This window comes from Methylobacillus arboreus (genome assembly GCF_020532725.1).
Classification (GTDB): domain Bacteria; phylum Pseudomonadota; class Gammaproteobacteria; order Burkholderiales; family Methylophilaceae; genus Methylobacillus; species Methylobacillus arboreus.
The window spans coordinates 650,575-674,153 of record NZ_JAJAVC010000003.1 but is presented as its reverse complement, the minus strand read 5'-3'; the positions used below and the strand labels follow the sequence as shown (position 1 = coordinate 674,153).

21 protein-coding genes and 1 other RNA gene are annotated in these 23,579 nt (G+C 50.9%); 9 read left to right on the top strand and 13 right to left on the bottom strand.

Going from position 1 to position 23,579, the window contains the following annotated elements; all coding sequences use genetic code 11:
• Positions 1-58 precede the first annotated feature (58 nt).
• The 5 genes from LG198_RS03170 (at position 59) to LG198_RS03150 (ending at position 6,877) form a co-directional block, all read left to right on the top strand.
• Entirely contained in the window at positions 59-1,636 is a 1,578-nt protein-coding gene (locus LG198_RS03170) for a lytic transglycosylase (RefSeq protein WP_230341712.1), read from the top strand.
• 8 nt (positions 1,637-1,644) lie between these two features.
• On the top strand, positions 1,645-3,306 hold the full coding sequence (locus LG198_RS03165; RefSeq protein ID WP_230341711.1) for a peptide-binding protein: 1,662 nt from the start codon (positions 1,645-1,647) through the stop codon (positions 3,304-3,306).
• Positions 3,307-3,370: 64 nt separating this feature from the next.
• Positions 3,371-4,390 (top strand): ABC transporter permease, encoded by a 1,020-nt coding sequence (locus tag LG198_RS03160; protein ID WP_230341710.1) that lies wholly within the window; start codon positions 3,371-3,373, stop codon positions 4,388-4,390.
• Positions 4,387-5,211, top strand: a complete 825-nt coding sequence (locus LG198_RS03155; RefSeq protein WP_230341709.1) for an ABC transporter permease — start codon at positions 4,387-4,389, stop codon at positions 5,209-5,211. The genes LG198_RS03160 and LG198_RS03155 overlap by 4 nt, the downstream gene beginning before the upstream one ends.
• Before the next feature lie 532 nt (positions 5,212-5,743).
• Complete coding sequence (locus tag LG198_RS03150; protein ID WP_230341708.1) at positions 5,744-6,877, top strand: sigma-54 interaction domain-containing protein; 1,134 nt, start codon at positions 5,744-5,746, stop codon at positions 6,875-6,877.
• Positions 6,878-6,929: 52 nt separating this feature from the next.
• On the opposite strand, the gene LG198_RS03145 is transcribed toward LG198_RS03150, so the two are convergent.
• The 3 genes from LG198_RS03145 to LG198_RS03135 all read right to left on the bottom strand — a co-directional run bounded on the left by LG198_RS03145 (position 6,930) and on the right by LG198_RS03135 (position 10,723).
• Entirely contained in the window at positions 6,930-7,481 is a 552-nt protein-coding gene (locus LG198_RS03145) for an NAD(P)H-dependent oxidoreductase (protein WP_230341707.1), read from the bottom strand.
• Positions 7,482-7,764: 283 nt separating this feature from the next.
• The gene (locus LG198_RS03140) at positions 7,765-9,321 is read right to left on the bottom strand and encodes a methyl-accepting chemotaxis protein (RefSeq protein ID WP_230341706.1); all 1,557 of its coding nucleotides are present in this window, start codon (positions 9,319-9,321) and stop codon (positions 7,765-7,767) included.
• Positions 9,322-9,493: 172 nt separating this feature from the next.
• The gene (locus LG198_RS03135; RefSeq protein WP_230341705.1) at positions 9,494-10,723 is read right to left on the bottom strand and encodes an adenylate/guanylate cyclase domain-containing protein; all 1,230 of its coding nucleotides are present in this window, start codon (positions 10,721-10,723) and stop codon (positions 9,494-9,496) included.
• A 156-nt stretch (positions 10,724-10,879) separates the two neighbouring features.
• On the opposite strand from LG198_RS03135, the gene ffs reads away from it, so the two are divergent.
• The 4 genes from ffs (at position 10,880) to recR (ending at position 13,773) form a co-directional block, all read left to right on the top strand.
• An RNA gene (gene ffs, locus LG198_RS03130) (signal recognition particle sRNA small type) lies at positions 10,880-10,977 on the top strand.
• Between the two features lie 119 nt (positions 10,978-11,096).
• Positions 11,097-12,806, top strand: a complete 1,710-nt coding sequence (gene dnaX, locus LG198_RS03125) for a DNA polymerase III subunit gamma/tau (RefSeq protein ID WP_230341704.1) — start codon at positions 11,097-11,099, stop codon at positions 12,804-12,806.
• Positions 12,807-12,823: 17 nt separating this feature from the next.
• Positions 12,824-13,150: a YbaB/EbfC family nucleoid-associated protein gene (locus LG198_RS03120; protein WP_230341703.1), complete on the top strand. Its 327-nt coding sequence runs from the start codon at positions 12,824-12,826 to the stop codon at positions 13,148-13,150.
• A gap of 23 nt (positions 13,151-13,173) precedes the next feature.
• Complete coding sequence (recR, locus tag LG198_RS03115; RefSeq protein WP_230341702.1) at positions 13,174-13,773, top strand: recombination mediator RecR; 600 nt, start codon at positions 13,174-13,176, stop codon at positions 13,771-13,773.
• On the opposite strand, the gene LG198_RS03110 is transcribed toward recR, so the two are convergent.
• The 10 genes from LG198_RS03110 to LG198_RS03065 form a co-directional block, all read right to left on the bottom strand.
• Complete coding sequence (locus LG198_RS03110; RefSeq protein ID WP_230341701.1) at positions 13,770-14,474, bottom strand: HAD family hydrolase; 705 nt, start codon at positions 14,472-14,474, stop codon at positions 13,770-13,772. The genes recR and LG198_RS03110 overlap by 4 nt on opposite strands.
• 3 nt (positions 14,475-14,477) lie before the next feature.
• Complete coding sequence (gene ubiG, locus LG198_RS03105; RefSeq protein WP_230341700.1) at positions 14,478-15,197, bottom strand: bifunctional 2-polyprenyl-6-hydroxyphenol methylase/3-demethylubiquinol 3-O-methyltransferase UbiG; 720 nt, start codon at positions 15,195-15,197, stop codon at positions 14,478-14,480.
• Complete coding sequence (locus LG198_RS03100; RefSeq protein ID WP_230341699.1) at positions 15,164-16,534, bottom strand: TRZ/ATZ family hydrolase; 1,371 nt, start codon at positions 16,532-16,534, stop codon at positions 15,164-15,166. Before LG198_RS03100 ends, ubiG begins: the two co-directional genes overlap by 34 nt.
• 57 nt (positions 16,535-16,591) lie before the next feature.
• Positions 16,592-17,686 carry an OmpA family protein gene (locus LG198_RS03095; RefSeq protein WP_230341698.1) on the bottom strand — a complete coding sequence of 365 codons (1,095 nt, stop codon included), beginning with the start codon at positions 17,684-17,686 and terminating at the stop codon, positions 16,592-16,594.
• Positions 17,687-17,766: 80 nt separating this feature from the next.
• On the bottom strand, positions 17,767-18,477 hold the full coding sequence (locus LG198_RS03090; protein ID WP_230341697.1) for a (5-formylfuran-3-yl)methyl phosphate synthase: 711 nt from the start codon (positions 18,475-18,477) through the stop codon (positions 17,767-17,769).
• Positions 18,474-19,049, bottom strand: coding sequence for a DUF447 domain-containing protein (locus LG198_RS03085; protein WP_230341696.1), 576 nt, complete (start codon positions 19,047-19,049; stop codon positions 18,474-18,476). The genes LG198_RS03090 and LG198_RS03085 overlap by 4 nt, the downstream gene beginning before the upstream one ends.
• Positions 19,046-20,539 carry a DUF6513 domain-containing protein gene (locus tag LG198_RS03080; protein ID WP_230341695.1) on the bottom strand — a complete coding sequence of 498 codons (1,494 nt, stop codon included), beginning with the start codon at positions 20,537-20,539 and terminating at the stop codon, positions 19,046-19,048. The genes LG198_RS03085 and LG198_RS03080 overlap by 4 nt, the downstream gene beginning before the upstream one ends.
• Positions 20,515-21,108 (bottom strand): flavoprotein, encoded by a 594-nt coding sequence (locus LG198_RS03075; RefSeq protein ID WP_230341694.1) that lies wholly within the window; start codon positions 21,106-21,108, stop codon positions 20,515-20,517. The genes LG198_RS03080 and LG198_RS03075 overlap by 25 nt, the downstream gene beginning before the upstream one ends.
• Positions 21,071-22,393: an adenylosuccinate synthase gene (locus tag LG198_RS03070; protein ID WP_230341693.1), complete on the bottom strand. Its 1,323-nt coding sequence runs from the start codon at positions 22,391-22,393 to the stop codon at positions 21,071-21,073. Before LG198_RS03070 ends, LG198_RS03075 begins: the two co-directional genes overlap by 38 nt.
• The gene (locus LG198_RS03065; RefSeq protein WP_230341692.1) at positions 22,386-23,579 is read right to left on the bottom strand and encodes an ATP phosphoribosyltransferase regulatory subunit; all 1,194 of its coding nucleotides are present in this window, start codon (positions 23,577-23,579) and stop codon (positions 22,386-22,388) included. The genes LG198_RS03070 and LG198_RS03065 overlap by 8 nt, the downstream gene beginning before the upstream one ends.

Here is a 23,579-nt window from a genome sequence, read left to right as displayed (position 1 = left end):
CGCTACATTCACTCATTCGCTACTATCCTAGCACCCCGAAGCCATCCGAGAAGTACGAATGACTGTAAAGTCCCTGCTGAAGCTGGTATTGCTTGCATCGCCCATCATTGCAGCTCCTGCGGCTTACGCTGTCACCAATGTGGTTGGCGACGAAATCATTATTCTTGGAGATTACCCTAGCGACGATATCGCGGGTTATATGCCAGAAGGCTCTGTGGCGGCAGGCGTGCAAAACCAAAACAAGGATACTCTCGCCAGCCTCGATCTTTGGCAGCGCATCAGGGACGGCTACGGCATTCCCGAATTGCAATCACCCATTACCAGCACCCATGAAAGCTGGTATTCCTCACGCCCCGATTACGTCAAGCGCATGGTCGATCGCAGCCAGCGCTACCTTTACCATATCGTCGAGGAAGTACAAAAGCGCGGCATGCCGACAGAGATTGCGTTACTACCCATGATAGAAAGCGCTTTTAACCCACAGGCGCTCTCGCGCAGCAGTGCTTCGGGCATCTGGCAGTTCATTCCCTCCACCGGCAAGAACTTCGGCCTCAAGCAAGACTGGTGGATGGACAGCCGCCGCGATGTGACTGCCGCCACCAATGCTGCCCTCAATTACCTGCAAAAACTCTATATCATGTTTGGTACCTGGGATCTGGCACTAGCCGCCTATAATGCGGGCGAAGGCACTGTCAGCCGAGCCATTGCCCGCAACCGCAGCCTTGGCCTGCCGACCGACTACCAGAGCCTGGAACTTTCTGAAGAAACAAAAAACTACGTTCCTAAGCTGCAAGCGGTCAAGAACATCATGACCAATCCGCAGCAATATGGCCTGAACATCCAGAGCATTCCTAACCGTCCCTATTTCACCAAAGTCACAGCCCCGCAGCAGATTGACGCAAAACTTGCCGCCGAACTGGCGGAAATCTCTTACGAAGAATTCTCATCGCTTAACCCCGAATACAACCGCCCCGTCCTCACCGCCAATGGCAATGTCCATGAAATCCTGTTACCTATCGGCGCCGCCGAGATTTTCACCAGCAACCTGGCTGCATACGACAAACCGCTTGTCAGTTGGCAGACCTACCATGCCAAGCGTGGCGAGCGTATGGACAGTATCGCCCGAAAGTTCGGCATAGAGCCGGCACAACTTAGAGACATCAATGGCTTGAGTGCCAATAATATAAACAACAACATGCCTCTACTAGTTCCTGTCCAGGTAAACACTAATAAAGAAGCAACCATTGCCGTGGCAGACCACAGCCAAATTCATATCCTGACTGCCAATGCATCAACATCCAGCAATGTCAGCCATCAGGTCAAGGGCGGTGAAACCATTAGCGCAATAGCCAAGCGCTACAGCATCAGCAACCAACAGTTAATGAGTATGAACGGATTAAAGTCCAGCAATCTCAAGCCTGGCCAGATACTTTCCATTTCGGGCGTACAGCGTGCACCCAGCCCCTCCGGGAACGCCGCGAACCGTCATTATGTAGTCAAACGTGGCGATACGCTGGATAGCATTGCCCGGAAATTTGATGTGCAAAGCAGAGATTTGAAACGTTGGAACAACCTGATGGGATCACACATCGTGCCCGGCAATAAGCTGACTGTTTCCCGGCCTGGTGAGGCTTAATGGTTTATATGCGTGACTATTTTTTTTCTGTATTGAACTCCAACCGTGTCGTTGCCTTACTGCTAGTTACCAGCCTGGCAGCTTGTGGACGCTCCCCAGTTGATCAAGTGGTCAATTATGATATTGAATATCCGCCGGAAGATGGCGGAACAATGATAGACGCCACACGCGGGGAACCAGGTGGACTCATTACCATGATTGCGGGAGATGCGGCTGCCTCAGCGGTGTCACAGAATATTTTCAACAGCCTGCTGCGCTATGACAAGAATCTAGAATTTGAAGGAGAGCTAGCTGAGTCCTGGCAAATTTCGCCCGACCAGAGAGTGATCACCTTCAAGCTCAAGCCCGACCTCAAGTGGGCCGATGGCAAGCCTCTCACGAGTGCTGATGTATTATTTACCTGGCAATTGCTCACCGACGACAAGACCAGGACCCCTTATGGCTCCGACTACAAGCTCGTGATCAAGGCTGAAACACCCGATGCCCGCACTTTCAGGGTCACTTATGCCGAACCCTATGCTCCTGCAGTCAACTCATGGGCTGGCATGGATGTGCTTCCCAAGCATTTGCTCGAGGGCCAGGACATCAACAATACGCCTTTTGCACGCAACCCTGTCGGCAGCCATTATTACAAGCTGGAAAAATGGCGGCCCGGTGAGCAGATTTCGCTAGTGCGTAACACCCTGTCCACTCAAGGACCGGCACGCATAGATCGCCTGGTCAGCCGCTTTATTCCCGATGAAGCCTCTCAATTCCTGGAACTAATGGCCAACAATATCGACACCATGGCCTTGTCCCCAGTGCAATACGCGCGTATTTTTCCTGCAAGGCCCGAACTCCAGCAAAAATTCGCTTTGTACAAGGAGCTCGGCAATAGCTACACCTATCTTGGCTTCAACCTGAAACGCAAACCATTCAACGATATCAGGGTACGCAAGGCCATCAATTACGCTATAAACAAACAGGAGCTGATCGACGGCGTACTGCTTGGCATGGGGGAACCGGTGGCTTCGCCTTACAAGCCGGGTACGCGCTGGACGAATCCCAACCTGAGTCCGTACAGCTACGACCCAGCCAGGGCGCGCGAATTGCTGCGTGAGGCAGGCTTCAAGGACACTAATGGCGACGGCATCCTGGAACGCAATGGCAAGCCCTTGACTTTTGAGATACTCACCAACCAGAACAAACAGCGCGAAATGAGTGCCGTACTGGTCCAGCGCAGGCTCAAGGAAGTTGGCATCGACGTGAAAATACGTGTGCTCGAATGGGCGAGCTTCATCGGCCGCTTTATCAAAACTGGCGACTTCGACATGGTATTGCTCGGCTGGCAACTGGCCATCGATCCAGACCAATACGCAATTTGGCATTCATCGCAACAGGCCCCGGGCCAGTTCAATTTCATCGGCTACAAGAACCAGCGCGTAGACCGGTTGCTGGAGCGTGGCCGCATGGAGCTGAATCCCGACAAGCGCATGAAGATTTACCATGAGTTTGCCGAAATCCTGTTAGAAGACAGTCCCATCGTCTATCTATTTGCGGGATACGGCTTGCAAGCCATGCATAAACGCATTAAAGGTATAGACAACCCCGCCCCTCCTAAGGGCATTGGGCACAACTCGCAGGATTGGTATATCCCCAGGCCATTAAGACGCACGGAGATCAGCCAGTGAGCTCCATCTATACAACTGCAACTTCCCGCTCTCATCGCGTATTGCTTTGCCAGAAAGCCAGCGCATGTTGAAATATCTATTAAAACGCTTATTCTGGATGGTGCCTCTGCTGATAGGTATCAGCTTGATCTCCTTCCTGATCATTCATCTCGCTCCTGGCGATATCACAACCACCGAGGCTGGATTCGACCCCAAAGCCAGCGAAGAATCGCGGCAGAAACTCCGCGAACTCTATAACCTCGACAAGCCTGTGATCGTGCAATACGGCCTATGGCTGCAACGCATAGCCAAACTGGACTTCGGCACCTCGTTTGCCTCGCACCAGCGTCCGGTGTTCTGGCGAACTAAGGACAAGGATGGCAACATTACCCCCGGCATGATCCAGGAAGCACTGCCCATCACCCTGCTCATCAACGTGCTGAGCCTTGGCCTGATCATCGTCATTGCCCTGCCCCTGGGCGTAGTATCGGCGCTCACACAAAACCGCCTGCCGGACCGTGCTATCACGCTATTCGTATTCGTCGGATTCGCCATCCCTGGCTTCTGGCTGGCATTGCTGTTGATGTATTGGACTGGTGTCGTGAACGACTGGCTGCCGATATCCGGCCTACACAGCCAGGGCGCCGAGCACATGAATTGGCTCGCATACGCCTGGGATGCCTTGAAGCATTTGACGCTACCCGTTTTTATCTCTGCATTGAGCGGACTTGCTGGCATCTCCCTATTCGTGCGCAACGGCATGCTGGATGTATTGCATCAGGACTACATCACTACTGCTCGCGCCAAAGGCCTGCCAGAAAATACCGTCGTCTATGGCCATGCATTGCGCAATGCATTGTTGCCGCTTATCACCATTTTTGGCCTTTCCATTCCAGGCCTGATCGGCGGCTCCGTGATTGCTGAATCAATCTTTGCCATCCCTGGCATGGGCAAGCTATTTTACGATGCCGTATTGATGCGGGACTTCCCCGTCATCATGGGTATACTCACCATAGGCTCTGCCCTGACATTGCTTGGTAACTTGCTGGCCGACTTGGCTTATGCCTGGGCCGATCCGCGCGTACGTCGTGGAGTGATGCAATGAAACGCGCACTGTCCAATCCGCTAGCCCTGTCCGGCTTCATTATCATTTCCGGCATATTCCTGCTGGCACTATTCGCACCATTGATCGCGCCTTATGATCCGGATGCAATTGACGTCAAGGCAATCCTGCTGAATCCTTCCTCCATTCACCTGATGGGCACTGATGGGCTAGGTCGTGATGTATTTTCACGCATGCTATTCGGCGCTCGTATTTCCTTGCTTGTCGGTTTGGTGGCTGTAGGCATTGCCACTGCCATTGGTATCGTGCTTGGGGCGATTGCCGGTTATTACCGCGGCTGGGTAGATGTAGTCATCATGCGTACGGTAGACGTCATGCTGTCGATCCCCACTTTCTTCCTGATCCTCGCCGTGATTGCCTTTCTCACGCCATCCATCTGGAACATCATGATCGTCATCGGCCTCACTTCATGGATGGGCGTCACTCGTCTAGTACGAGCCGAGTTCCTAAGCCTACGTAACCGTGAATTCGTAATGGCATCAGAAACCCTGGGAGCCAGCGACAAACGACTGATTTTCAAGCACCTGCTGCCCAACAGCATGACGCCTGTCATCGTGAGTTCAGTCCTGGGTGTGGCAAGCGCAGTATTGATAGAGTCCGGCCTCAGCTTCCTGGGACTGGGCGTGCAAGCCCCTCAAGCCTCCTGGGGCAATATTCTCACCGATGGCAAAGAATACATCCAATTTGCATGGTGGCTATCCTTGTTTCCCGGCTTTGCCATCTTGATAACCGTACTAGGCTACAACCTATTCGGTGAAGGGCTGCGCGACGTATATGACCCTCGGTCATCAAAATCCCGCTAATATCCATTTTGAGCGTATAAACTCCGTACCCATGCTTGTGGGTACTTTATAATGCGGTTAATAACCTATGCTATGAACAGCTAGTAGCCAATATTCTCAATAAAAGCTTGATTACAAATACCCTACGAATTTCTGCAAAAATCTAACTACATGCCTATCTGCAACATGATGAACTTTATACCCATGTGCACTGCTATCTCAAAACGATTAAAGAATATATTGTTGAACACTGCAAACATGGATTTCCATTAGCCGAAGAGGTATATAAGTGGACAAATCCTGTGTCCGTGCTTGCTTAGCTCAAAAACTAGAGCAGCAACAATACCCACCCATACAAATCAATACAAAACAATAAGATGAAACCATTACTATTTAAATAGTATCAATAAATATTTAGCTCGACTTGATCAAACCTCTATACTAGAACCCGCCCTAACATTCTTTTTAATTATATAAATATAAAAATATAGTTATTTACTTGCTAAGAGATGGTGCGTATATTCTATATAAATTACAAGAGGGCTTTTGAGCAATGCATGCGGAACTATGGAACTATGAGCGCGCACTTGAAAGTGCGGATCAAGTCATCACCCACCCTAACCCAAGCGCGGTTAGTTTATCAGTTCGCGCCAGTGCACTAGTTTTTAGTGACCCTCGCTCCCAGAGCTTATTGAACCTAATTGAGAAAATTTCAGAGAGCAATGCCACAGTATTGATTATTGGCGAAACTGGTACTGGCAAAGAGTTAATTGCTCGCCACATACATGCATTGAGTAATCGCCGTGATGGTCCTTTTCAGGCGATCAATTGCGGTGCTTTTTCTGAGACACTTGTGGAAAGTGAATTATTTGGCTATGAACGTGGAGCATTCACGGGCGCAGTCAACTCAAAAACAGGATGGTTTGAGTCCGCGAACGGCGGCACCCTGTTCTTGGATGAAATCGGGGACTTGCCACAATCAACTCAAGTGAAACTATTACGTGTGCTTCAAGAGCGTGAAGTAGTCAGGCTAGGCTCCCGCAAAGCAACACCGATTGATGTCCGTTTAATCGCAGCAACTAATGTTAACCTGGAAGAAGCTGTCCGTGCCGGCCGCTTTCGTGAAGACCTTTACTACCGCATTAAAGTTGTTCCAGTAACACTTCCTCCTTTGCGTGAGCGCCCTGGCGATATCCTGCCATTAGTAGAACATTTTCTTAATGTCTATAGGACTAGGTTACATACCGAGGCTCCAAAGCTTACTCCCGAGACTATTCAACAACTACTCGAATATCCATGGCCAGGAAACATCCGTGAATTAGAAAATGTCATCCATCGAGCATTATTAATCTCGACAACTGGGATACTCTATCCTAAAGATCTGGGATTACCACTGATTAATAGCTCAATTGAAAAACATGAGCATCGCACTCATCTCTCTACAATAAGCAACGACTTGGCATCAGGATCAACTACCCCCCCCAGTATTGAGGCGTATCAGCTAGAAAGAGTTTTAAATCAATTATTTGAGAATCGGCCACCTCACTTATTTGAACTTGTAAATTCTGTACTCGTTAAACGAGCATATGAATTTAGTAATAAAAATCAAGTTCATACAGCGAAGTTATTAGGCATTAGCCGAAATATATTACGTACAAGACTCAAAGAGTTGAAATTGATTTCATAGCTGAGTAGTAGCAAAAAGCACCATTGCCGCTTTTCGCTACTACTCTAATTATTCAGGCTACCAAGGTCTGAGGTTCTTCTTGCTTCAAAAGAAATACTGCCTGCTCGACTGCTATTTCAACACGCTTATGAATGGCATCGCTGGTCAACTGATAATCAGTAAACTCCGTGTCTTTGGCGTAAATAGCTGTAGGCGTTGTGTAGATGCTGAAAAAGCTGGCCAATGTGCGCAACTGATAATCCACCACTAAGGCATGTTGGTCACTCCCCCCAGTCGCGGCAAGAATAGCCACCTTGCCTACTAAAGCCTTAGGGTCAAGCAAATCAAAGAAGTGTTTCAGCAATCCAGCATATGAAGCCTTATAGACTGGGCTTGCAATAATGAGAAGGTCAGCTGCCTGCAATTTCGCATATGCCTCCGACAGCTCAGCAGGAAAATTACTGTAAGAAATGGTGCTGCCCAATACCTCTGCAATCTGAGCAATATCAATAATCTCCGCTGGTGCATGCAGTTTTTTCGATGCACTAGCGACGATTTCCTCCACAAGTACCTTTGTCCTAGAAGGCTGTGTCAGACTACCCGAGATACCTACTATTTTTGCCATACCAACTCCTGCTTACATTAATCAATCATGCCAAGGCATGCTATGAACAGATTCAGCAATAAAAGTGCCAGGGCAAAATGTAATTATAAATCAAATACAAACACAATAAACACTCCTTATCCAATTATAGGATAGGTGCTGTCATAACAGTTGCCCTGCTGATAATATGCTGATTAATCAGCATATAAATTCAGAATCATTGCTGATTGTGCGACAGCCAAGCTAATAGGTTGTAGCGGTGAACATTTGAGTTGATTCAGACACCAATTCAATAAATAGCTATTTATGCAATCTTAAATATCTGCACAGCCCTCCTCAGGTTAGCTGCCTGCTCATCAAGCGCACTGGCTGTCGCCGCAGCTTCTTCTACCAATGCCGAGTTTTGCTGTGTTGTCTCATCCATATGGGTAATGGCAATCTTCACTTGCGCTATGCCATTGGCTTGTTCGCTGGAGGCAGCCGCAATTTCTTCAACCAAAGTAGCCACCTGATTGACTGAAGTAGCTACCTCATGAATAGTTTTACCAGCAGCAGTCACCTGGCGAGTTCCGGTATCTACAACTTCCCCGGAGGATACGATCAAGGATTTGATTTCCTTGGCGGCACTGGCACTGCGTTGTGCCAATGAGCGAACCTCGCTAGCCACAACAGCAAACCCCTTGCCTTGTTCACCGGCCCTGGCTGCTTCTACTGCGGCGTTTAATGCAAGAATGTTGGTTTGGAATGCAATGCCATCAATCAGCCCAGTAATTTCTTCTATCTGTCTCGATTTGCTGCTGATTTCCTGCATGATTTCCACAACTTCACTCATGGCCACCTCACCTTGTCTTGCCACCATGGCGGCATTTTGTGCCATACCACTGGCAGATTTCGCGTTCTCTGCATTCTGAGCTACGGTTTCTGTCAGTTCCTCCATACTGCTTGCCGTCTGCTCAAGCGAAGTCGCCTGCTCCTCCGTCCGATGTGACAGGTTATTATTACCTGATGAAATCTCGCCCGTCCCATTACTGATTTGCTCCACACCTTCACGCACCACACGCACGGTTTGCGCAAGGCTGTCCTTCATGTCACTAAGATAAGGATATATCTGTCCCGGACAGTTCTTGCCAAACGGTTCTATGCGGAAGGTCAAATCTCCATCAGCAATCTGCTGGAAATACTCTTTCACTTGATCCAAAGGCATACGAACGAAATAAACAATATAACGATCCGCCAGGAACAGCAGTATGAAACATGTGATCAGAACCGCTACAACAGTGGCTGTCATCAATCTGCGGGCATATTGGGCGTTTTCCAGCATTTGCAGGTGCTGCTGTTTCACTTGCTTATTTACCTCGGCAATGGAGCTATCAAAGTCACGGCTGGCACCGATGACTACAGCAATATTATGTTGTTTATATTGCGCAATATCTTCCTTATCCAATAAATTGGCCAATTTTTCCACGCCATCATGCACAAGCTTGCTGTAATGTCCTTTGAGTTGTTGTACTGCTGCCTCTTCCGAATCTGGCACATATTGCAAAAACTCATCGAAACTTGTTTTAGCCTGTGCAAGCGCTGAGGAGACTGCCTTTGCTTCAGCATCAGCTTCACTTTTAGCATCAGCTTCAAGATACTCACTCTGCCGTGTCAACCTCAATCTGGCACGCAACAGTCGATCATTGGCTTGTGCCAGAGCCTGGCTCTTCTGCAATATGGCATGACTGGATTCCAACCTATCACCAGCTGTATGCAATCCGCTCAATCCCAACACTGAAAGGGTAATGATCAATATACTGATAAAAATCAGTACAATAATGACCATGCGATGAACGGTAATGTCCTTAAGAAATTGTTTCATGCAACCCTCGCAGTTAATTTAAATCTAGGTATGCCAGAACACACTGATGCCTTGATTATTTAACGGGAGAGAAAGAAGAAAGTTTAAATAAATATGCAATTTGCAAATTTATTGGAATTACCGGATTTGCGAATTCACTAAGAATAACTAATGAATACTCATACTTGATTGGTTAAAGCTTCTTACTATTGAGCCAATAGGCTCCCACCCTGCCTTTACCCTTGACATCCACCCAGCCGCGCTGCTCAAAAAGATAATCTTGCTTGAGCAACTCATAAGTTGCGGCAGATACCTGAATTTTATTTGGCAATCCAGTCTGTTCCATGCGGCTGGCCAGGTTTACTGCATCTCCCCACAGGTCGTAGCTGAATCGGGTATTGCCAATGATGCCCGCCACAACAGCGCCACTGTTGATCCCAATGCGCATAGTCAAGGGCAATCCAGTTTCTCGGGAAACTTCGTTGAGCAAGAAGGGTATTTCCAGTGCCATATCAGCAATCACATGTGCGTGATCATCACGAGCATCAGGCGCGCCAGCAATCACCATGTAGGCATCACCGATGGTCTTGATTTTTTCCACGCCATATTTAGCCGCAAGTTGGTCAAAACGGGAAAAGACATGGTTCAACATATCGACAACTTCAGCAGGCGTCATGTTGGTAGATATCTGAGTAAAATCCACCAGATCGGCAAACAGGATAGTCACTGCATCATGGCTATCTGCAATCCTTGCACTATGTTGCTCATGCAAACGCTGCGCCACCGAATCCGGCAATATGCTGCGCAGCAGTTGTTCTGAGCGAGACTTTTCCACGGCCAATGCCTCAAGCACCTTGGCTTTTTGCGATTGAAAATAACGCATGACGATATAAAGAATGGCAGAGACACCCGCCATATTGATAGCAAAAAATGCATCCCTGACATGGCTGGGGATAGGCAGTGCATGCATGGAAAACAAGGTGTTTAACTGCCATGAAAGTACCGCAAGCACGACAAATAAAATGAACCAGGGCGTGGACTGGCGCGTACCAAGAATCATCAATGCACCTACTGGCGAGAGTATGGCCCAGAACGCCACTCCGCTAGAGGCCTGGAAGCCGCCGATAATCCATTGCATAAAGAACGGCATCACCAGCAGCATGACCAGCTGGGTAAAGGTAAAGGCATCAAAGCGCTTGAAATGATAAAACACCAGCAGGCTGGTATAGGAAATGATGATGTAGACATACGGCACAGCCGCCATGACGGCATAGCCCTCCCCCAGGCTGGAGAGGGTGAATATCCAGAATACGCAAATCAGGCTTTCCGCTAGCACAAGAATGGATAGGATGACAACGCCAAGCACCATTGTCCTGGCGACTTCAGGAGGCTTGTTCCCCAGGAAAGGCTGAATTAGCTGCATTAAATATCGGTCAGCCCGCAGCATGATCGCGTTCTCTTTTTTGTTGTAATTCAATTGATTTAGCCAATATATAACAAGGTTGATAGATAATCCATCCCCATAGCCACGAGTGAAAGCACTGGCTGTTTCAGGCGGGTTTGGGTTAGAATTACAGCTGGCGGGCCTCCCCGCATTGCAAAGTAGCCAACCTGGTCAGGTCCGGAAGGAAGCAGCCACAACTATTGAAGCAAGTGCCGGGGGTTTGGCTCGCCTCTTGAATCAGCACGAGCCTGACTGATAGATGGTTCCTTACTCATCTAAGCCTTAAAGCATCCATCAGATCAAGCAAAAGCAGGACCCTGTAACGCATGACATCCATTGAGTTTACACGCCTATGAGCTATCAGGTTCTTGCCCGCAAATGGCGTCCGAAATCCTTTGAGGCGCTGGTAGGCCAGGAGCATGTAGTGCGTGCGCTCACCAATGCCCTGCAGCAGCAACGACTGCATCATGCATACCTGTTCACCGGCACCCGCGGCGTCGGCAAAACCACACTTTCGCGCATCCTGGCAAAATCCCTCAATTGTGAAACCGGCATCAGCGCGCACCCCTGTGGTCAATGTGCTGCTTGTGTCGCTATAGATAAAGGCAGCTTCCTGGATTATGTCGAGATGGATGCCGCTTCCAATCGTGGCGTGGAAGACATGACCTCGCTGCTGGAAAAAGCCATTTATGCGCCTACGCAAGGCCGCTATAAAGTCTATATGCTCGACGAAGTGCACCAGCTTACGGGCCATGCCTTCAACGCCATGCTCAAAACCCTGGAAGAGCCGCCTGCACATGTCAAGTTCATCCTGGCAACTACGGACCCGCAAAAAGTCCCGGTCACTATTCTTTCCCGCTGCCTGCAGTTCAACCTGCGGCAGATGTCGAGCAGCAGCATTGCCGAACACTTGCAACATGTACTGACTGAGGAAAATATCACTTTCGAACCTGTCGCATTGCAATTGATCGGCCGATCGGCCAATGGCAGCATGCGCGATGCCCTCTCGCTGCTGGATCAGGCCATTGCCTACGGCGGCGACAGCGTCAATGAAAAAGAAGTGCGCGCCATGTTGGGCGCCATCGACCAAAGCTACCTATTCGACCTGCTTCACACCCTGCTCTCCCAGGATGGCAATGCCTTGTTGGCACAGGCGCGTGCCATGGAACAACGCGCCATCTCATTTGACGCGGCACTCAATGATCTTGCCAACCTCCTGCATGAAATTGCCATTGCGCAAGCAGTGCCGGACAGCATTGCACAAGATCATCCGGAACGGCAGACACTCCTGGATATCGCTACTCGCATGGGGGCGGAAGAAATTCAGCTTTATTATCAAATCGCACTGCTGGCAAGACGCGATCTTGGTTTGGCGCCTGACGAGTTTGCCGGATTCACCATGGCACTCTTACGCATGCTGGCGTTTAACCCAGGCGATCAGAAATCTCCAGCACGGGCAAAGTCGGCATCTTCAGGCGCTACCACGCCCAATATTGAAGCTGCGGTGCCGCCGCGGGCGAGTTCTGCGTTGGCAAACAGTCAGCCAGCAACCCGTACTCCGGCAAGTACGGATCCAGCGCAGCCTCCTTTGCAAGAGGAAGCGCAATCCAAACCCGTGCCGCAACCCATTATCGAACCTGAACCTCAAAGTGAGGCGGATGTACCGCCCTCAGGCGTCACCCGCAGTTTTGACGGTAATTGGCGCGCATTGGTAGACCGGCTGAAACTGGGTTTGGCGCGCGCGCTGGCCCAGAATTGCGAACTTGCAAGCTTTAGTGATGATCACATCGAATTTTCGGTACCTCCTACTCAAAAGCATCTGTTGGGCATGGGTTACGAAGAGAAGTTGCGATCCGCTGTAGAACAACACTTTGGCCGCAAGATCAAAATGACATTTTCACTAGGCGGCAGCGGCAATACCCCAGCGCACTTGATGAATCAGGAAAAAGCCGCCCTACAGGCACAGGCAGAAGATGCCATCCATAGTGATGGTTTCGTGCGGGCGCTGATCAAGGACTTTGGCGCGCAGATCATTCCATCCAGCATCAAACCACTTCAATAAATCCGGAGGATAAAGACATGATGAAAGGCGGCTTGGGCAACCTCATGAAGCAGGCCCAGCAAATGCAGGACAACATGAAGCGTGCCCAGGAAGAACTGGGCAAGGTCGAAGTAGAAGGCCTGGCGGCTTCCGGCCTGGTCAAGATCACCATGACCTGTCGCCATGAAGTACGCCGCGTCAGCATTGATGACAGCCTATTGAGCGACGACAAGGAAATATTGGAAGACTTGATTGCAACCGCATTCAACGATGCTGCACGCAAGGCGGAATCTACATCTCAGGAACGCATGAGCAGCCTGACGGCAGGCCTGCCTATTCCGCCTGGCATGAAACTGCCTTTTTAACCTAAGCGGCATATCTCAAATAGATGCGTAACCCGCCTGCTCTGGAACAACTGGTCGAAGCCCTGCGTTGCCTGCCCGGAGTGGGTCCGAAATCGGCATTGCGGATGGCTTATCATTTATTGCAACGTGACCGCAAAGGCGCAGGGCTGCTGGCGCAATCACTTGACCAGGCTTTGCAGGTAGTCAGCCATTGCAGCCTCTGTAATAACTTCAGCGAGCAAGAGATTTGTCCACTATGCGCCTCAGCTGCGCGCGACCGCTCACTGCTTTGCATCGTTGAAATGCCAAGCGACCTCATGATGCTGGAGCAGACCCAGTCGTATCTGGGTATGTATTTTGTCCTGATGGGCAGACTTTCCCCGTTGGACGGTATTGGGCCGCGAGACATCCATCTGGATAAACTGCTCAAACGCGCCCAGGATGGAGAGGTCGAAGAAGTGATTCTTGCCACCAATTACACGGTGGAAGGTGAAGCGACCGCGCATTACGTCAGTGAATTGTTACGCGCCCGGGGCCTCAAGGTCAGCCGCATTGCGCGCGGCCTGCCTATGGGAGGCGAAATAGAACATGTAGATAGCGGCACACTGGCTCAAGCGATGCTTGAGCGCCGCCATGTAGGTTAACCAGCCTCGTCTATACGCTCATCCGTAAGACTGACAAATCGTTGCTGCCAGGCAACCAGGCAAGTTTCAATATCAGATACATGATGCGCTGCATAATCCGCGCCCCATTGCAGTGGTCGGTCAGCCTGATCTAGGTAACCATATAGCGTCACCACGGTAGGCATGCCTGCTGCATGTCCTGCCGCAATATCGCGCTGTGCATCGCCGATATAAATAGAATCTGCCGGCTGCACGCCAACCTGTTCACAAGCCATCCACAAGGCATCAGGATAAGGCTTGGGGCGCGGCGCATCATCAGCGCACACCAGGCAGGCCAGCCGTTTGTCCAGTGCCAATGCTTCAAGCAATGGCGCGGCAAACCGTCTTGGCTTATTCGTCACAATTCCCCATCGCAATCCAGCCGCCTCAATCTTGTGCAGCAGCTCATCCATGCCTGCAAACAAGGCGGGAGCCCGCGTATAAACCTCATCATAAAGCGCAAGGTATTCATCACGCATCGCAGCAAAGTCTGCATCTTCCGGGCTAAGCCCGAAACCCACGCTTAAAAGCCCCTTGGAACCATGGGAGGCATAAGGCCGGATAATGGATTGCTCAAGAAAAGGCAGACCATGCCGCTGGCGCTGTAAATTGAGCGCCAACCCAAGATCAGGCGCAGTATCGGCAAGTGTGCCATCAAGGTCGAACAATACTAGGCGTGTCATGGCTTACTTGATTGTTTGCAGGATGTAATTGACGGAAACATCATCATTGAGTTTGTAGTGCTTGGTCAATGGGTTATAACCCATTCCTTTGGAGCCTATAGTTTCCAGCCCTGTTGCACGTGCCCAGCCCGCCAACTCTGACGGCTTGATGAATTTTTCATACTCATGGGTACCTCGCGGCAAAAGGTTGAGCACGTATTCAGCGCCAACCACGGCAAAAAGATAGGCTTTTGGATTGCGATTGATGGTGGAAAAAAACACCTTGCCGCCAGGCTTCACCAGCGTGGCGCAAGCCCGCACCACCGCTGCAGGATCCGGCACATGTTCCAGCATTTCCATACAAGTGACGACATCGAAACTTTCGGGCGCTTCCTTGGCCAAATCCTCGACGGATATCAGGCGATAATCCACTTTTGCACCGCTTTCATACTGATGCAACTGCGCTACCTTGAGCGCCTTTTCACCCAGGTCAATTCCGGTAACCTCAGCCCCGCGCTCACTCATGGACTCGGAAAGGATACCGCCGCCGCAACCTACATCCAGCACCCTTTTGCCAGCCAAGCCGGCATGTTCGTCTATATAGTTGAGGCGTAGCGGATTGATTTCGTGCAGCGGCTTGAACTCGCTATTCTTATCCCACCATTTGTGGGCAAGTTCGGCAAATTTCTGTAACTCTGCCTGGTCTACATTCATGCTAGATACTGGCTCAACTGGGTTTGCCATTCTGTACTGATCTCCTTTAACTCTGCAGGCTCAATGTTGGCATAAACACCTGCCTGCCCTTCCAGTTTCTGATATTTCAACTCCCCTGCCACCCATACATGGCTGACATGCTCGCGGCCTGCTGCATATATTAAATGAGAAATCACATCGAAGCAGGGCTGCACTTCAATGGAAGATAATTTCACCGCCACAATGTCTGCATATTTGCCAAGTTCAAGCGAACCTATTTCATTTTCCTGCCCCAAGGCTTTCGCTGCATTGATCGTCGCCATGGACAAGACGTCAGCCGCAGGAGTGCTAGCCGCATCCCCGGTCATCCCCTTGGCCAACAAGGCAGCCAGCCGTATTTCAGCAAACATGTCCTGGCGGTTGTTGCTGGCAGCGCCATCTGTTCCTATGGCAACATTCACTCCAGTCTTACGCAATGCATCTACAGGTGCAATACCGCTGGCAAGTTTCAAGTTGGAAGCCGGACAATGGGCGATGTGGCAGCCAAAATCAGCCAAAGACTGCATTTCTGCCTGGGTCAAATGAACACCATGCGCTGCAACAAAATTGGGCCCAAGTACCCCCAGTGATTCCAGGCGCTGTAAAGGCCGCATGCCATACTGCTTGAGGCTATCTTCAATTTCACTATGGGTTTCGTGCAAATGGGTATGGATATTGAGACCTAGCTGCTCAGCATAGGTCATGATATTCTCGAATGTGCGGTTCTCGACCGTATAAGGCGCATGAGGTGCCAGACTGGCACTGAGCAAAGAGTTATCCCGCCAGCTATCACGCGCTTGCAGGCCTTTATGCAAATAATCGTCCGCATCATGCGCATAACCCGTGGCAAATTCCATTACCACCAGTCCAATATTGGCCCGCATGCCCGCCTGTACGGCAGCATCTGCCACCGCCTGCGGGAAAAAATACATATCATTGAAACAGGTTGTTCCGCCTGCTAGCATTTCAGCGCATCCAAGCAATGTACCCTGGCGCACAAATCGTTCCGAGACAAACCGCTTCTCGGCGGGCCAGATATGCTCCTGCAGCCATCGCATCAAGGGCTGGTCATCAGCAAGGCCTCGCATCAGGCTCATGGCGGCATGCGTATGCAAATTAATCAGCCCTGGAATCAATACATGCTCATCCAGCACTACAGGCTTCGCAGACGGATATTGTTTTCTAGCATTCTCAACCGGCAGAATATCAAGAATACGGCTACCCTCAACAACCACGCTGTGATGCTCAAGAACCTCTCCCTGGGGAATGACAGGCACAACCCAGCGTGCCTCCAATGCATGCAGGGTAGATATCGGGGGAAAGTGATGATTGTCTGAATTCTGATCCATGGAATGACGATATGAAAAAGCCCCGCATAGCGGGGCTTTTTCAACACTCAAGCTTGATTATTCAACAGCTCGTTGTACTTCAATTTCAACCACTACACGGCGGTTAGGTTGCAAGCACTCAATAGCTGCCTTGCCGCGTACGCCAGCGCACTCGACAACAGGCTCAGCTTCACCCTTGCCAACTGCATGCAGACGGTTTTCTTCAATACCTTGAGAAATCAGGTATTTCTTAACAGTGTCAGCACGACGCTCAGAAAGCTTCTGATTGTAGGAGTCGTCACCGATACGGTCAGTATGGCCAGTGATCAACACCAACTCAACTTCTGGGTTAGCCTTCAACTTGTCGACAACGTCAGCATTCAATGCTGCCTTACCTTCTTCCTTCAGGTTGTCTTTGTCAAAACCGAACAGCACTTCAGAAGACAAGGTAACCTTCTCAAAAGCTGGCTCTGCTGGGCCAACTGGAGCCGGTGCTGGTTCTGGAGCTGGTTCAGGTGCTGGCTCTGGAGCAACAACTGGCTCTGGAGTCGGCTCAACTACAGGCGCTGGCTTAGGAGCGCCAAAGCGGAAGATTGCACCAAGATTCAGGTAAGTGTTGCTCAGAGTGCTGGTGTCACGATCACCTGCCACACCTGTTTCACCACGGCTCCATACTTGACGCAAGTCAGCTTGCAAGCCGAAAGACTCGTTGAAGAGGTATTGTGCACCAAAGCCTAAGCTACCTTGCCAGGAAGTCTTCTTGCCACCCCAATCAGCACCAGTAGCGGTTTCAGTGTAATCAATCTTGTTACGTGCCGCACCCACACCAGCCAGCAAGAAAGGACGGAACTTGTCACGGCTGAAGAAGTACAGTGCATCAACACCGAACAGGGTCTGCCTGTATTTACCATCGCTGAATTGGGAACGGTTTTCATCGGCACGGTTATGGCTCAAGCCGATTTGTACATCCCAGTGCTCACTGATTTCCTTACCAAACTTCAGGAAACCGCCAACGCTTTGATTTTCAGCCTTGACATCGTCATCGGCATTCAAAACATTAATACCGGGTAGTGCATACCAAGCACCACTGTAAGCAACATCATCAGCACTAGCTGCCGACGCAGCAAACGCAAATGCGCCTGCAATTGCAAGACTAATCAGATTCTTTTTCATTCGATTTAACTCCTGATGACTAACGGACGACTCGACTATACTCAATGCATAAAAGTCACGCAATGGTCTAATCGGGGAAATCAAGCCAGATCGGCACTTTCAACCGATTTGTTGCAATTATACAACACCACACTCAGCATAGACACCCTGCTTTCGCAAAGTTTCGCCATGCGATCAAACCCTACACACACTGCGCCCCGCACGCCTATATAAGAAGGTTTCATTTTAATCAATTCTTCTATATTTTCAATTCTTAATGAGCCTGCCAGGCCGGTATGCATGTCTTTTGCCATTTCCAAAAACGCTTGCAGGGCTTCCAACGGTAAATGGGAGAGCAAGCTGCGGCCATCCTTGCCAGCCGTATCCAGCATGACCCCCCAGAAGCCAGCCTTGCATAATAATGGCAGGATCGAGAATACAGGTGACTGATCAGCCATCAATACTGCAACTACCGTCAATTTGTGCTGGCCGATCAGAGGCTGCAAGGCAGTGATGCAGTGAGTGTTCTCCAGCTCGCTGCCGAAAAAACCGACCTTGATGATATCAACCCCAGTAGAAGCCATCTGCATCACAGCATCGCACACCAACTCAGGTTGCATGGGCAGATCCCCAGTGGTCGCACTAGTAATGCGCCTGCCATCAACGGCAGCCACCGCCTCGCTCACAACTGACAAAGGCAATGCGCCCAAGGCGCCTTCTGCCGGGTTTTTCATATCAATGATATCCGCGCCTCCAGCCAAAGCCAGCAAAGCTTCTTCAGCAGATGTCACACTGACCAGCAACTTGCTCATGCCTGGTTCTCTCCCGTCATGGCGGCCTTGTAATTCTCAATCTTATCGACCAGCCATTGCCAGGCCTGGAGCTCTCGCTCACCCGCGGTTTTTTCAATCGCGATCTTGAGATAATTCAGCTCGGTTTCGATTTTTTCAATAGGCAGCATATGCAAGCGGCTGACCAGTACCGCCAGCTCGATCACGGCAGCCTGGGCACGGTTGAAGCCACGGAATGGCGCATGTGTTTCTTCATGAACGATACGGAAATAGAGTTCAGGACGTGCCGTGTCATCCTTCATCTCAACCAACTCCAGCTCCTGGTGGGCCAGTGCGGAAGCCAATACCATCCCATTGACCTTGTCTGTCTTGCGCAAAGGCCAGTCGCCATGCCCAGTCAAGCTGCCCGCAAAGACACGCACGTCATCAGTGAAATTAAGCACGGCATTGCCGGTTGCCAGCAGGTTATCCAAGGTCTGCGAAGGCTTGAATGGGGCGATCAATACTAGGCCATTGCGCTCCCTGATACCAAACGGGGCAATATGCGGCTTTCCCTCCAGGCTTAGTGAGGTCAGTATACTTTCATAAATCATGCGTCAGGCGCTTTCACAATCTTTCGGGGCCCGCAAGCAGCCTCGGCATCTGTTTCAATCTTGCGTGGGCCGCAGGTAATCCCATCATCTTTTTCAGCCCGCTTCTCGCGCTTTTCCTTCAGTGAAGCATCACGGTGCGCCACCCTGCCTTCCTGGTCTTTATTAGGCGTGGCACAACCCCACTCCAGCTCTTCATCCTGGCTGTAGCGCTTCTTCAATTGCCAGGCAATTTGCGCGCGGGCCAGCTCCACGCCGAGGTAGAAAGCATGCGATCCATCATTATCCACATTGAGGTGCGGATACAGCCTGAACGGATCTGTATCGCAATGTATGCCATCACGGTTGAATACATGCATGCCGTCTTTGCTGATGATGATACGGAAGCTGGGGTCCTTGATCTGCGCCGCCAGTTCTTCCACCTCTTGCGGGGTATAGGTAAATGGACGCTTGTCATGAAGTCCCAGCAAGCCATTGCTATAATCCCGTGGCAACCGGTTCTCCTCGCGCGCTGCATACATAATGCGGCGCGCAATGTCCGCTTCTGCCACGGCATAAGTGGCATGCGTACTCACCGAGGTAGCAAGTACTGCATTCACCTTAAGTTCGGTAATAATGCCAAACAGCATGGCATTGATACCGGTAGTATCGGCATCGGTAAGCTCGGTAAGATTACCGACCCCCATCATGATATTGATATCTGGATACCGCTTGCGCAGGCGCTGATAACGCACGATGGACTCGGTAAATCCAAATGGGATCGGGTCAAGAATCGCATCGGCAATGAATGGCTTGCCACGTTTGAGCATTCCCTCTATAGCCCGATAAAGCGACCGCAGATTGGTTGGTGCCGTGGGAATCAGGATAGGTGTGGACTCAACCTCGTCAGCAATCCACAAGGTTTTTTCTGTCAAGCTCAACAGATAATCGGCACCGGCCCGGCCTGCTAATAGCAAATCGTCGGTATTCAGGGAATCGACACTGACCTTAAATCCCAGTTCTTTGAGTGCGTCTATGGAATCCCTGAGATGGGGAAAGGGAGTATTGGGCAGGCAGCCAAGGTCAACCACATCAGCACCCTGGCGGCGGAACTCTTCCGCACGCGCCACGACACCCTCTACCGTCAGTTGTGGTGCTTCAACGATCTCGGCAAAAATCTTGACATCAAACATGGATAAATCCGGTTCACGGCCTCCCCGGCCAAAAAACTGTGGCAAATCCTTCAGGTCATCCGGGCCACGTTCCACTGGTATACCATATTTTTCTTCCAACAAGCCCAAATCGCCGCGGCACAAACCCGGCACGATGATGCGGTCAGCATCCCCGGCATCAGGCAGGCGGCGCATAATCAATTGCGGGGTAAGCAAGGCGGCTACCGAAACCCCAAGCTGAGCTACACGATAGCTGAATTCAGTCGGCTGCATATCTGCCAGCACTTTATGCAGGCTCTTTTCAGCAAGCTTTCCCGTCAGGAAGAGGAGATTCTCAGACATGCGAGCCTAGCCTGAATAGCTGCCTGCAATTGCTGCATATCGCTGACCACCGTGGTGTCTTCAAAAGTCTTGAGCTTTTCAATATTCTCAATATCCACCCGACGGGGATAGACCATGACCATGTTTTCCCGAGGCGCTTCCGACTCAACTTCTGGAGCTGTATCACAGGCAAATACAATACTGGGTACGCCACATTTTCCAGCTTGCGCATAGGCATTGGTCACCAGCGTATCAGAAATACCGCACACTATCTTGGCCACGGTATTGGAAGTCGCTGGCGCAATCACAACGGTATGATAAGTACCATAATAGAACAATTCCACGGGTACCGAACTTGCAGTCTTGTCCTGAAATACTTTGGCAACCTGATGCTTGTAGCCATATTGCTGAAGGATTTCCGCAGCGGCGCGACTCAGGAACAGATCGACATCCTCGAGACCATCAATAATTTCCAGGCACTCGCGCAGGTAATGACCTGAGCCGGTAATCGCCCAGGCCAGCCTTGGTTTTTCTACTGTTTTCACGCCAGCGCTACGCTCCGAACGGATGGCGCAAGACAATGGTTTCATCACGCTCCGGACCGGTGGAAACAATATCTACCGGCACTTCGCACAATGCTTCTAGACGCTTCAGGTAGTTGCGCGCATTAAGTGGCAAATCTTCCCAACGGCTGATGCCGAACGTGCTTTCATCCCAGCCAGGCAGGGTTTCATAGACAGGCTTGCAGCGTGCCACATCCTCCGCGCCCACTGGCAGCAGGTTTGCAGGTTTGCCATCGAGTTCATAGCCGGTGCAGATATTGAGTTCCTTGATACCATCCAGCACGTCCAGCTTGGTAATGCACAAGCCGGTCAGGCCGTTGATACGCGCCGAGCGGCGCAAGGCAGCAGCATCGAACCAGCCACAGCGGCGCTTGCGCTTGGTAACGGTGCCGATTTCACGCCCTTTGTCCGACATCTGGAAACCTGGAGAATCCTCGGTTTCAATATCCAGTTCACTCGGGAAAGGACCGCCACCAACACGGGTGGTATAGGCCTTGGTGATGCCCAGCACATAATGCAGCATGCTGGGGCCAACGCCTGTGCCGGCTGCAGCCTGGCCAGAGATACAGTTGGATGAGGTCACGTAAGGGTAAGTACCGTGATCCACATCCAGCAAGGTACCTTGCGCGCCTTCAAACAAGAGATTGTGCCCTGCCTTGTTAGCTTCATACAGAGCCGCTGAGATGTCGGTCACCAATGGCTGCAGCAACGGCGCCTTGGACAACGCATCATCCAGCTGCCGCTGATAATCCACCGCTTCGACATTAAAATACTTGGTCAGCACAAAGTTATGGTAATCCAGCACTTCCCTGAGCTTTTCTGCAAAGCGCTCGGGATAGAATAAATCGTAAACACGCAAGGCACGGCGCGCCACCTTGTCCTCATAGGTCGGGCCTATGCCCTTGCCTGTCGTGCCGATCTTGCGGCCGGGCTCGCGCGCAGCCTCGCGTGCCTTGTCCAGGCGCACATGATAATCAAGGATCAAAGGGCAGCCCGGGCTGACCTTGAGACGGCTTTTTACCTCAAGCCCGGCTTTTTCCAGCCCATCGATTTCATACAGAAGATGATTCGCATCGAGTACAACGCCATTACCGATGTAGCACTTCACACCCTCGCGCACGACACCGGAAGGCACGAGGTTGAGTTTGTATTCCCGCTGAGAGGCACCCTGCCCAATCACCAGGGTATGGCCCGCATTGTGACCACCTTGAAAGCGCACCACGCCCTGGGCGTGGTCGGTCAACCAGTCAACGATCTTACCTTTACCCTCATCCCCCCACTGGGTACCGATAACGACGACGTTCTTACTCATGAATAGATCCAATAGATAAATTTGATAATTCGGGAGCGGCAATCACAGTCCACTCGCCATTTTTCCTGGTCAGGATGCGGTCACAACCCAACTCGGTACGATAAGCCTCTTGTCCCGGCAAATCCTGAACCACGACCTGCCCCTGGGCGCGCAAGCGTTCAATAGCTTCATTCAAGAAAGTATCTGCAATTGCCGGTGCGAAAATCGCGCCGGTACTCTCTGCAGCAGGTAATGAACTTACCACGCCACGCAGATCGAGACTGAAACCCGTTGCCGGCCTGGCGCGTCCGAAGATGGCACCTACTTCATCGTAACGTCCGCCTCTTGCCAATGGGCCGGCATAACCCTGGGCATACGCAGCAAAGACAATACCACTGTGATAGTGGTAACCGCGCAATTCAGCCAGGTCAAAACAAACCTGGACATCTAGGTCCGCCAAGCCGGCTCCCACTTGCTTCAAGTCATTCAGTGCCTGCTGGATTTTCGCTGTCTTCGGCAACCGCTTGGCGGCAGCATCCAGCACATTGGCGTCGCCATTCAGTTCAGTCAGGCTGCATAATGCAGCCAGGGTACCTTGGCTTAAATTGCGTCCCAACTCTCGCACGGCTAACTGATCCTTGCTTTGCAGGGCCGCATACAGTTCCTGCTCCTGTGCTTCGCCAATATCAGCGCCATCAAGCAGGCTGGCAAAAATGCCAACATGGCTGATATCAATATATAAAGTGCCCAGCCCTACTGCATGAAGCGCCTTGACCATCAGCCGCTGTATTTCGATATCACTTTCCACGCCGGCATGCCCATAAAGCTCTGCTCCAACATGCAAAGGTTCACGACTGCGTGCCAGCCCATCCGGCGAGGTACGCAATACGCTGCCAGCATAACAAAGGCGGCTCACCCCCTGGTTATTCAGCATATGGGCATCGATACGGGCAGTTTGCGGCGTAATATCGGCCCTGATTCCCATCAACTTGCCAGTCAGTTGATCTACCACCTTGAAGGTTGCAATATCCAAATCATGGCCTATCCCTGTCGTCAGGGACTCCATGTATTCCAACATGGGAGGAATTACATACTGATAGCCATGCACCTTGAACAGGTCTAGCAGGTTGCGGCGCAATTGCTCAACACGCGCAGCCTCAGCCGGCAGTACATCTTCGATGTATTCAGGAAGTAACCAGTTACGCAT

What these genes read in the sequence shown, in the direction of transcription:
- LG198_RS03170 (WP_230341712.1), top strand. Translation starts at nt 59, where the DNA reads ATGACTGTAAAGTCCCTGCTGAAGCTGGTATTGCTTGCATCGCCCATC.
- LG198_RS03165 (WP_230341711.1), top strand. Translation starts at nt 1,645, where the DNA reads ATGCGTGACTATTTTTTTTCTGTATTGAACTCCAACCGTGTCGTTGCC.
- LG198_RS03160 (WP_230341710.1), top strand. Translation starts at nt 3,371, where the DNA reads ATGTTGAAATATCTATTAAAACGCTTATTCTGGATGGTGCCTCTGCTG.
- LG198_RS03155 (WP_230341709.1), top strand. Translation starts at nt 4,387, where the DNA reads ATGAAACGCGCACTGTCCAATCCGCTAGCCCTGTCCGGCTTCATTATC.
- LG198_RS03150 (WP_230341708.1), top strand. Translation starts at nt 5,744, where the DNA reads ATGCATGCGGAACTATGGAACTATGAGCGCGCACTTGAAAGTGCGGAT.
- LG198_RS03145 (WP_230341707.1), bottom strand. Translation starts at nt 7,481, where the DNA reads ATGGCAAAAATAGTAGGTATCTCGGGTAGTCTGACACAGCCTTCTAGG.
- LG198_RS03140 (WP_230341706.1), bottom strand. Translation starts at nt 9,321, where the DNA reads ATGAAACAATTTCTTAAGGACATTACCGTTCATCGCATGGTCATTATT.
- LG198_RS03135 (WP_230341705.1), bottom strand. Translation starts at nt 10,723, where the DNA reads ATGCAGCTAATTCAGCCTTTCCTGGGGAACAAGCCTCCTGAAGTCGCC.
- dnaX (WP_230341704.1), top strand. Translation starts at nt 11,097, where the DNA reads ATGAGCTATCAGGTTCTTGCCCGCAAATGGCGTCCGAAATCCTTTGAG.
- LG198_RS03120 (WP_230341703.1), top strand. Translation starts at nt 12,824, where the DNA reads ATGATGAAAGGCGGCTTGGGCAACCTCATGAAGCAGGCCCAGCAAATG.
- recR (WP_230341702.1), top strand. Translation starts at nt 13,174, where the DNA reads ATGCGTAACCCGCCTGCTCTGGAACAACTGGTCGAAGCCCTGCGTTGC.
- LG198_RS03110 (WP_230341701.1), bottom strand. Translation starts at nt 14,474, where the DNA reads ATGACACGCCTAGTATTGTTCGACCTTGATGGCACACTTGCCGATACT.
- ubiG (WP_230341700.1), bottom strand. Translation starts at nt 15,197, where the DNA reads ATGGCAAACCCAGTTGAGCCAGTATCTAGCATGAATGTAGACCAGGCA.
- LG198_RS03100 (WP_230341699.1), bottom strand. Translation starts at nt 16,534, where the DNA reads ATGGATCAGAATTCAGACAATCATCACTTTCCCCCGATATCTACCCTG.
- LG198_RS03095 (WP_230341698.1), bottom strand. Translation starts at nt 17,686, where the DNA reads ATGAAAAAGAATCTGATTAGTCTTGCAATTGCAGGCGCATTTGCGTTT.
- LG198_RS03090 (WP_230341697.1), bottom strand. Translation starts at nt 18,477, where the DNA reads ATGAGCAAGTTGCTGGTCAGTGTGACATCTGCTGAAGAAGCTTTGCTG.
- LG198_RS03085 (WP_230341696.1), bottom strand. Translation starts at nt 19,049, where the DNA reads ATGATTTATGAAAGTATACTGACCTCACTAAGCCTGGAGGGAAAGCCG.
- LG198_RS03080 (WP_230341695.1), bottom strand. Translation starts at nt 20,539, where the DNA reads ATGTCTGAGAATCTCCTCTTCCTGACGGGAAAGCTTGCTGAAAAGAGC.
- LG198_RS03075 (WP_230341694.1), bottom strand. Translation starts at nt 21,108, where the DNA reads ATGAAACCATTGTCTTGCGCCATCCGTTCGGAGCGTAGCGCTGGCGTG.
- LG198_RS03070 (WP_230341693.1), bottom strand. Translation starts at nt 22,393, where the DNA reads ATGAGTAAGAACGTCGTCGTTATCGGTACCCAGTGGGGGGATGAGGGT.
- LG198_RS03065 (WP_230341692.1), bottom strand. Translation starts at nt 23,579, where the DNA reads ATGCGTAACTGGTTACTTCCTGAATACATCGAAGATGTACTGCCGGCT.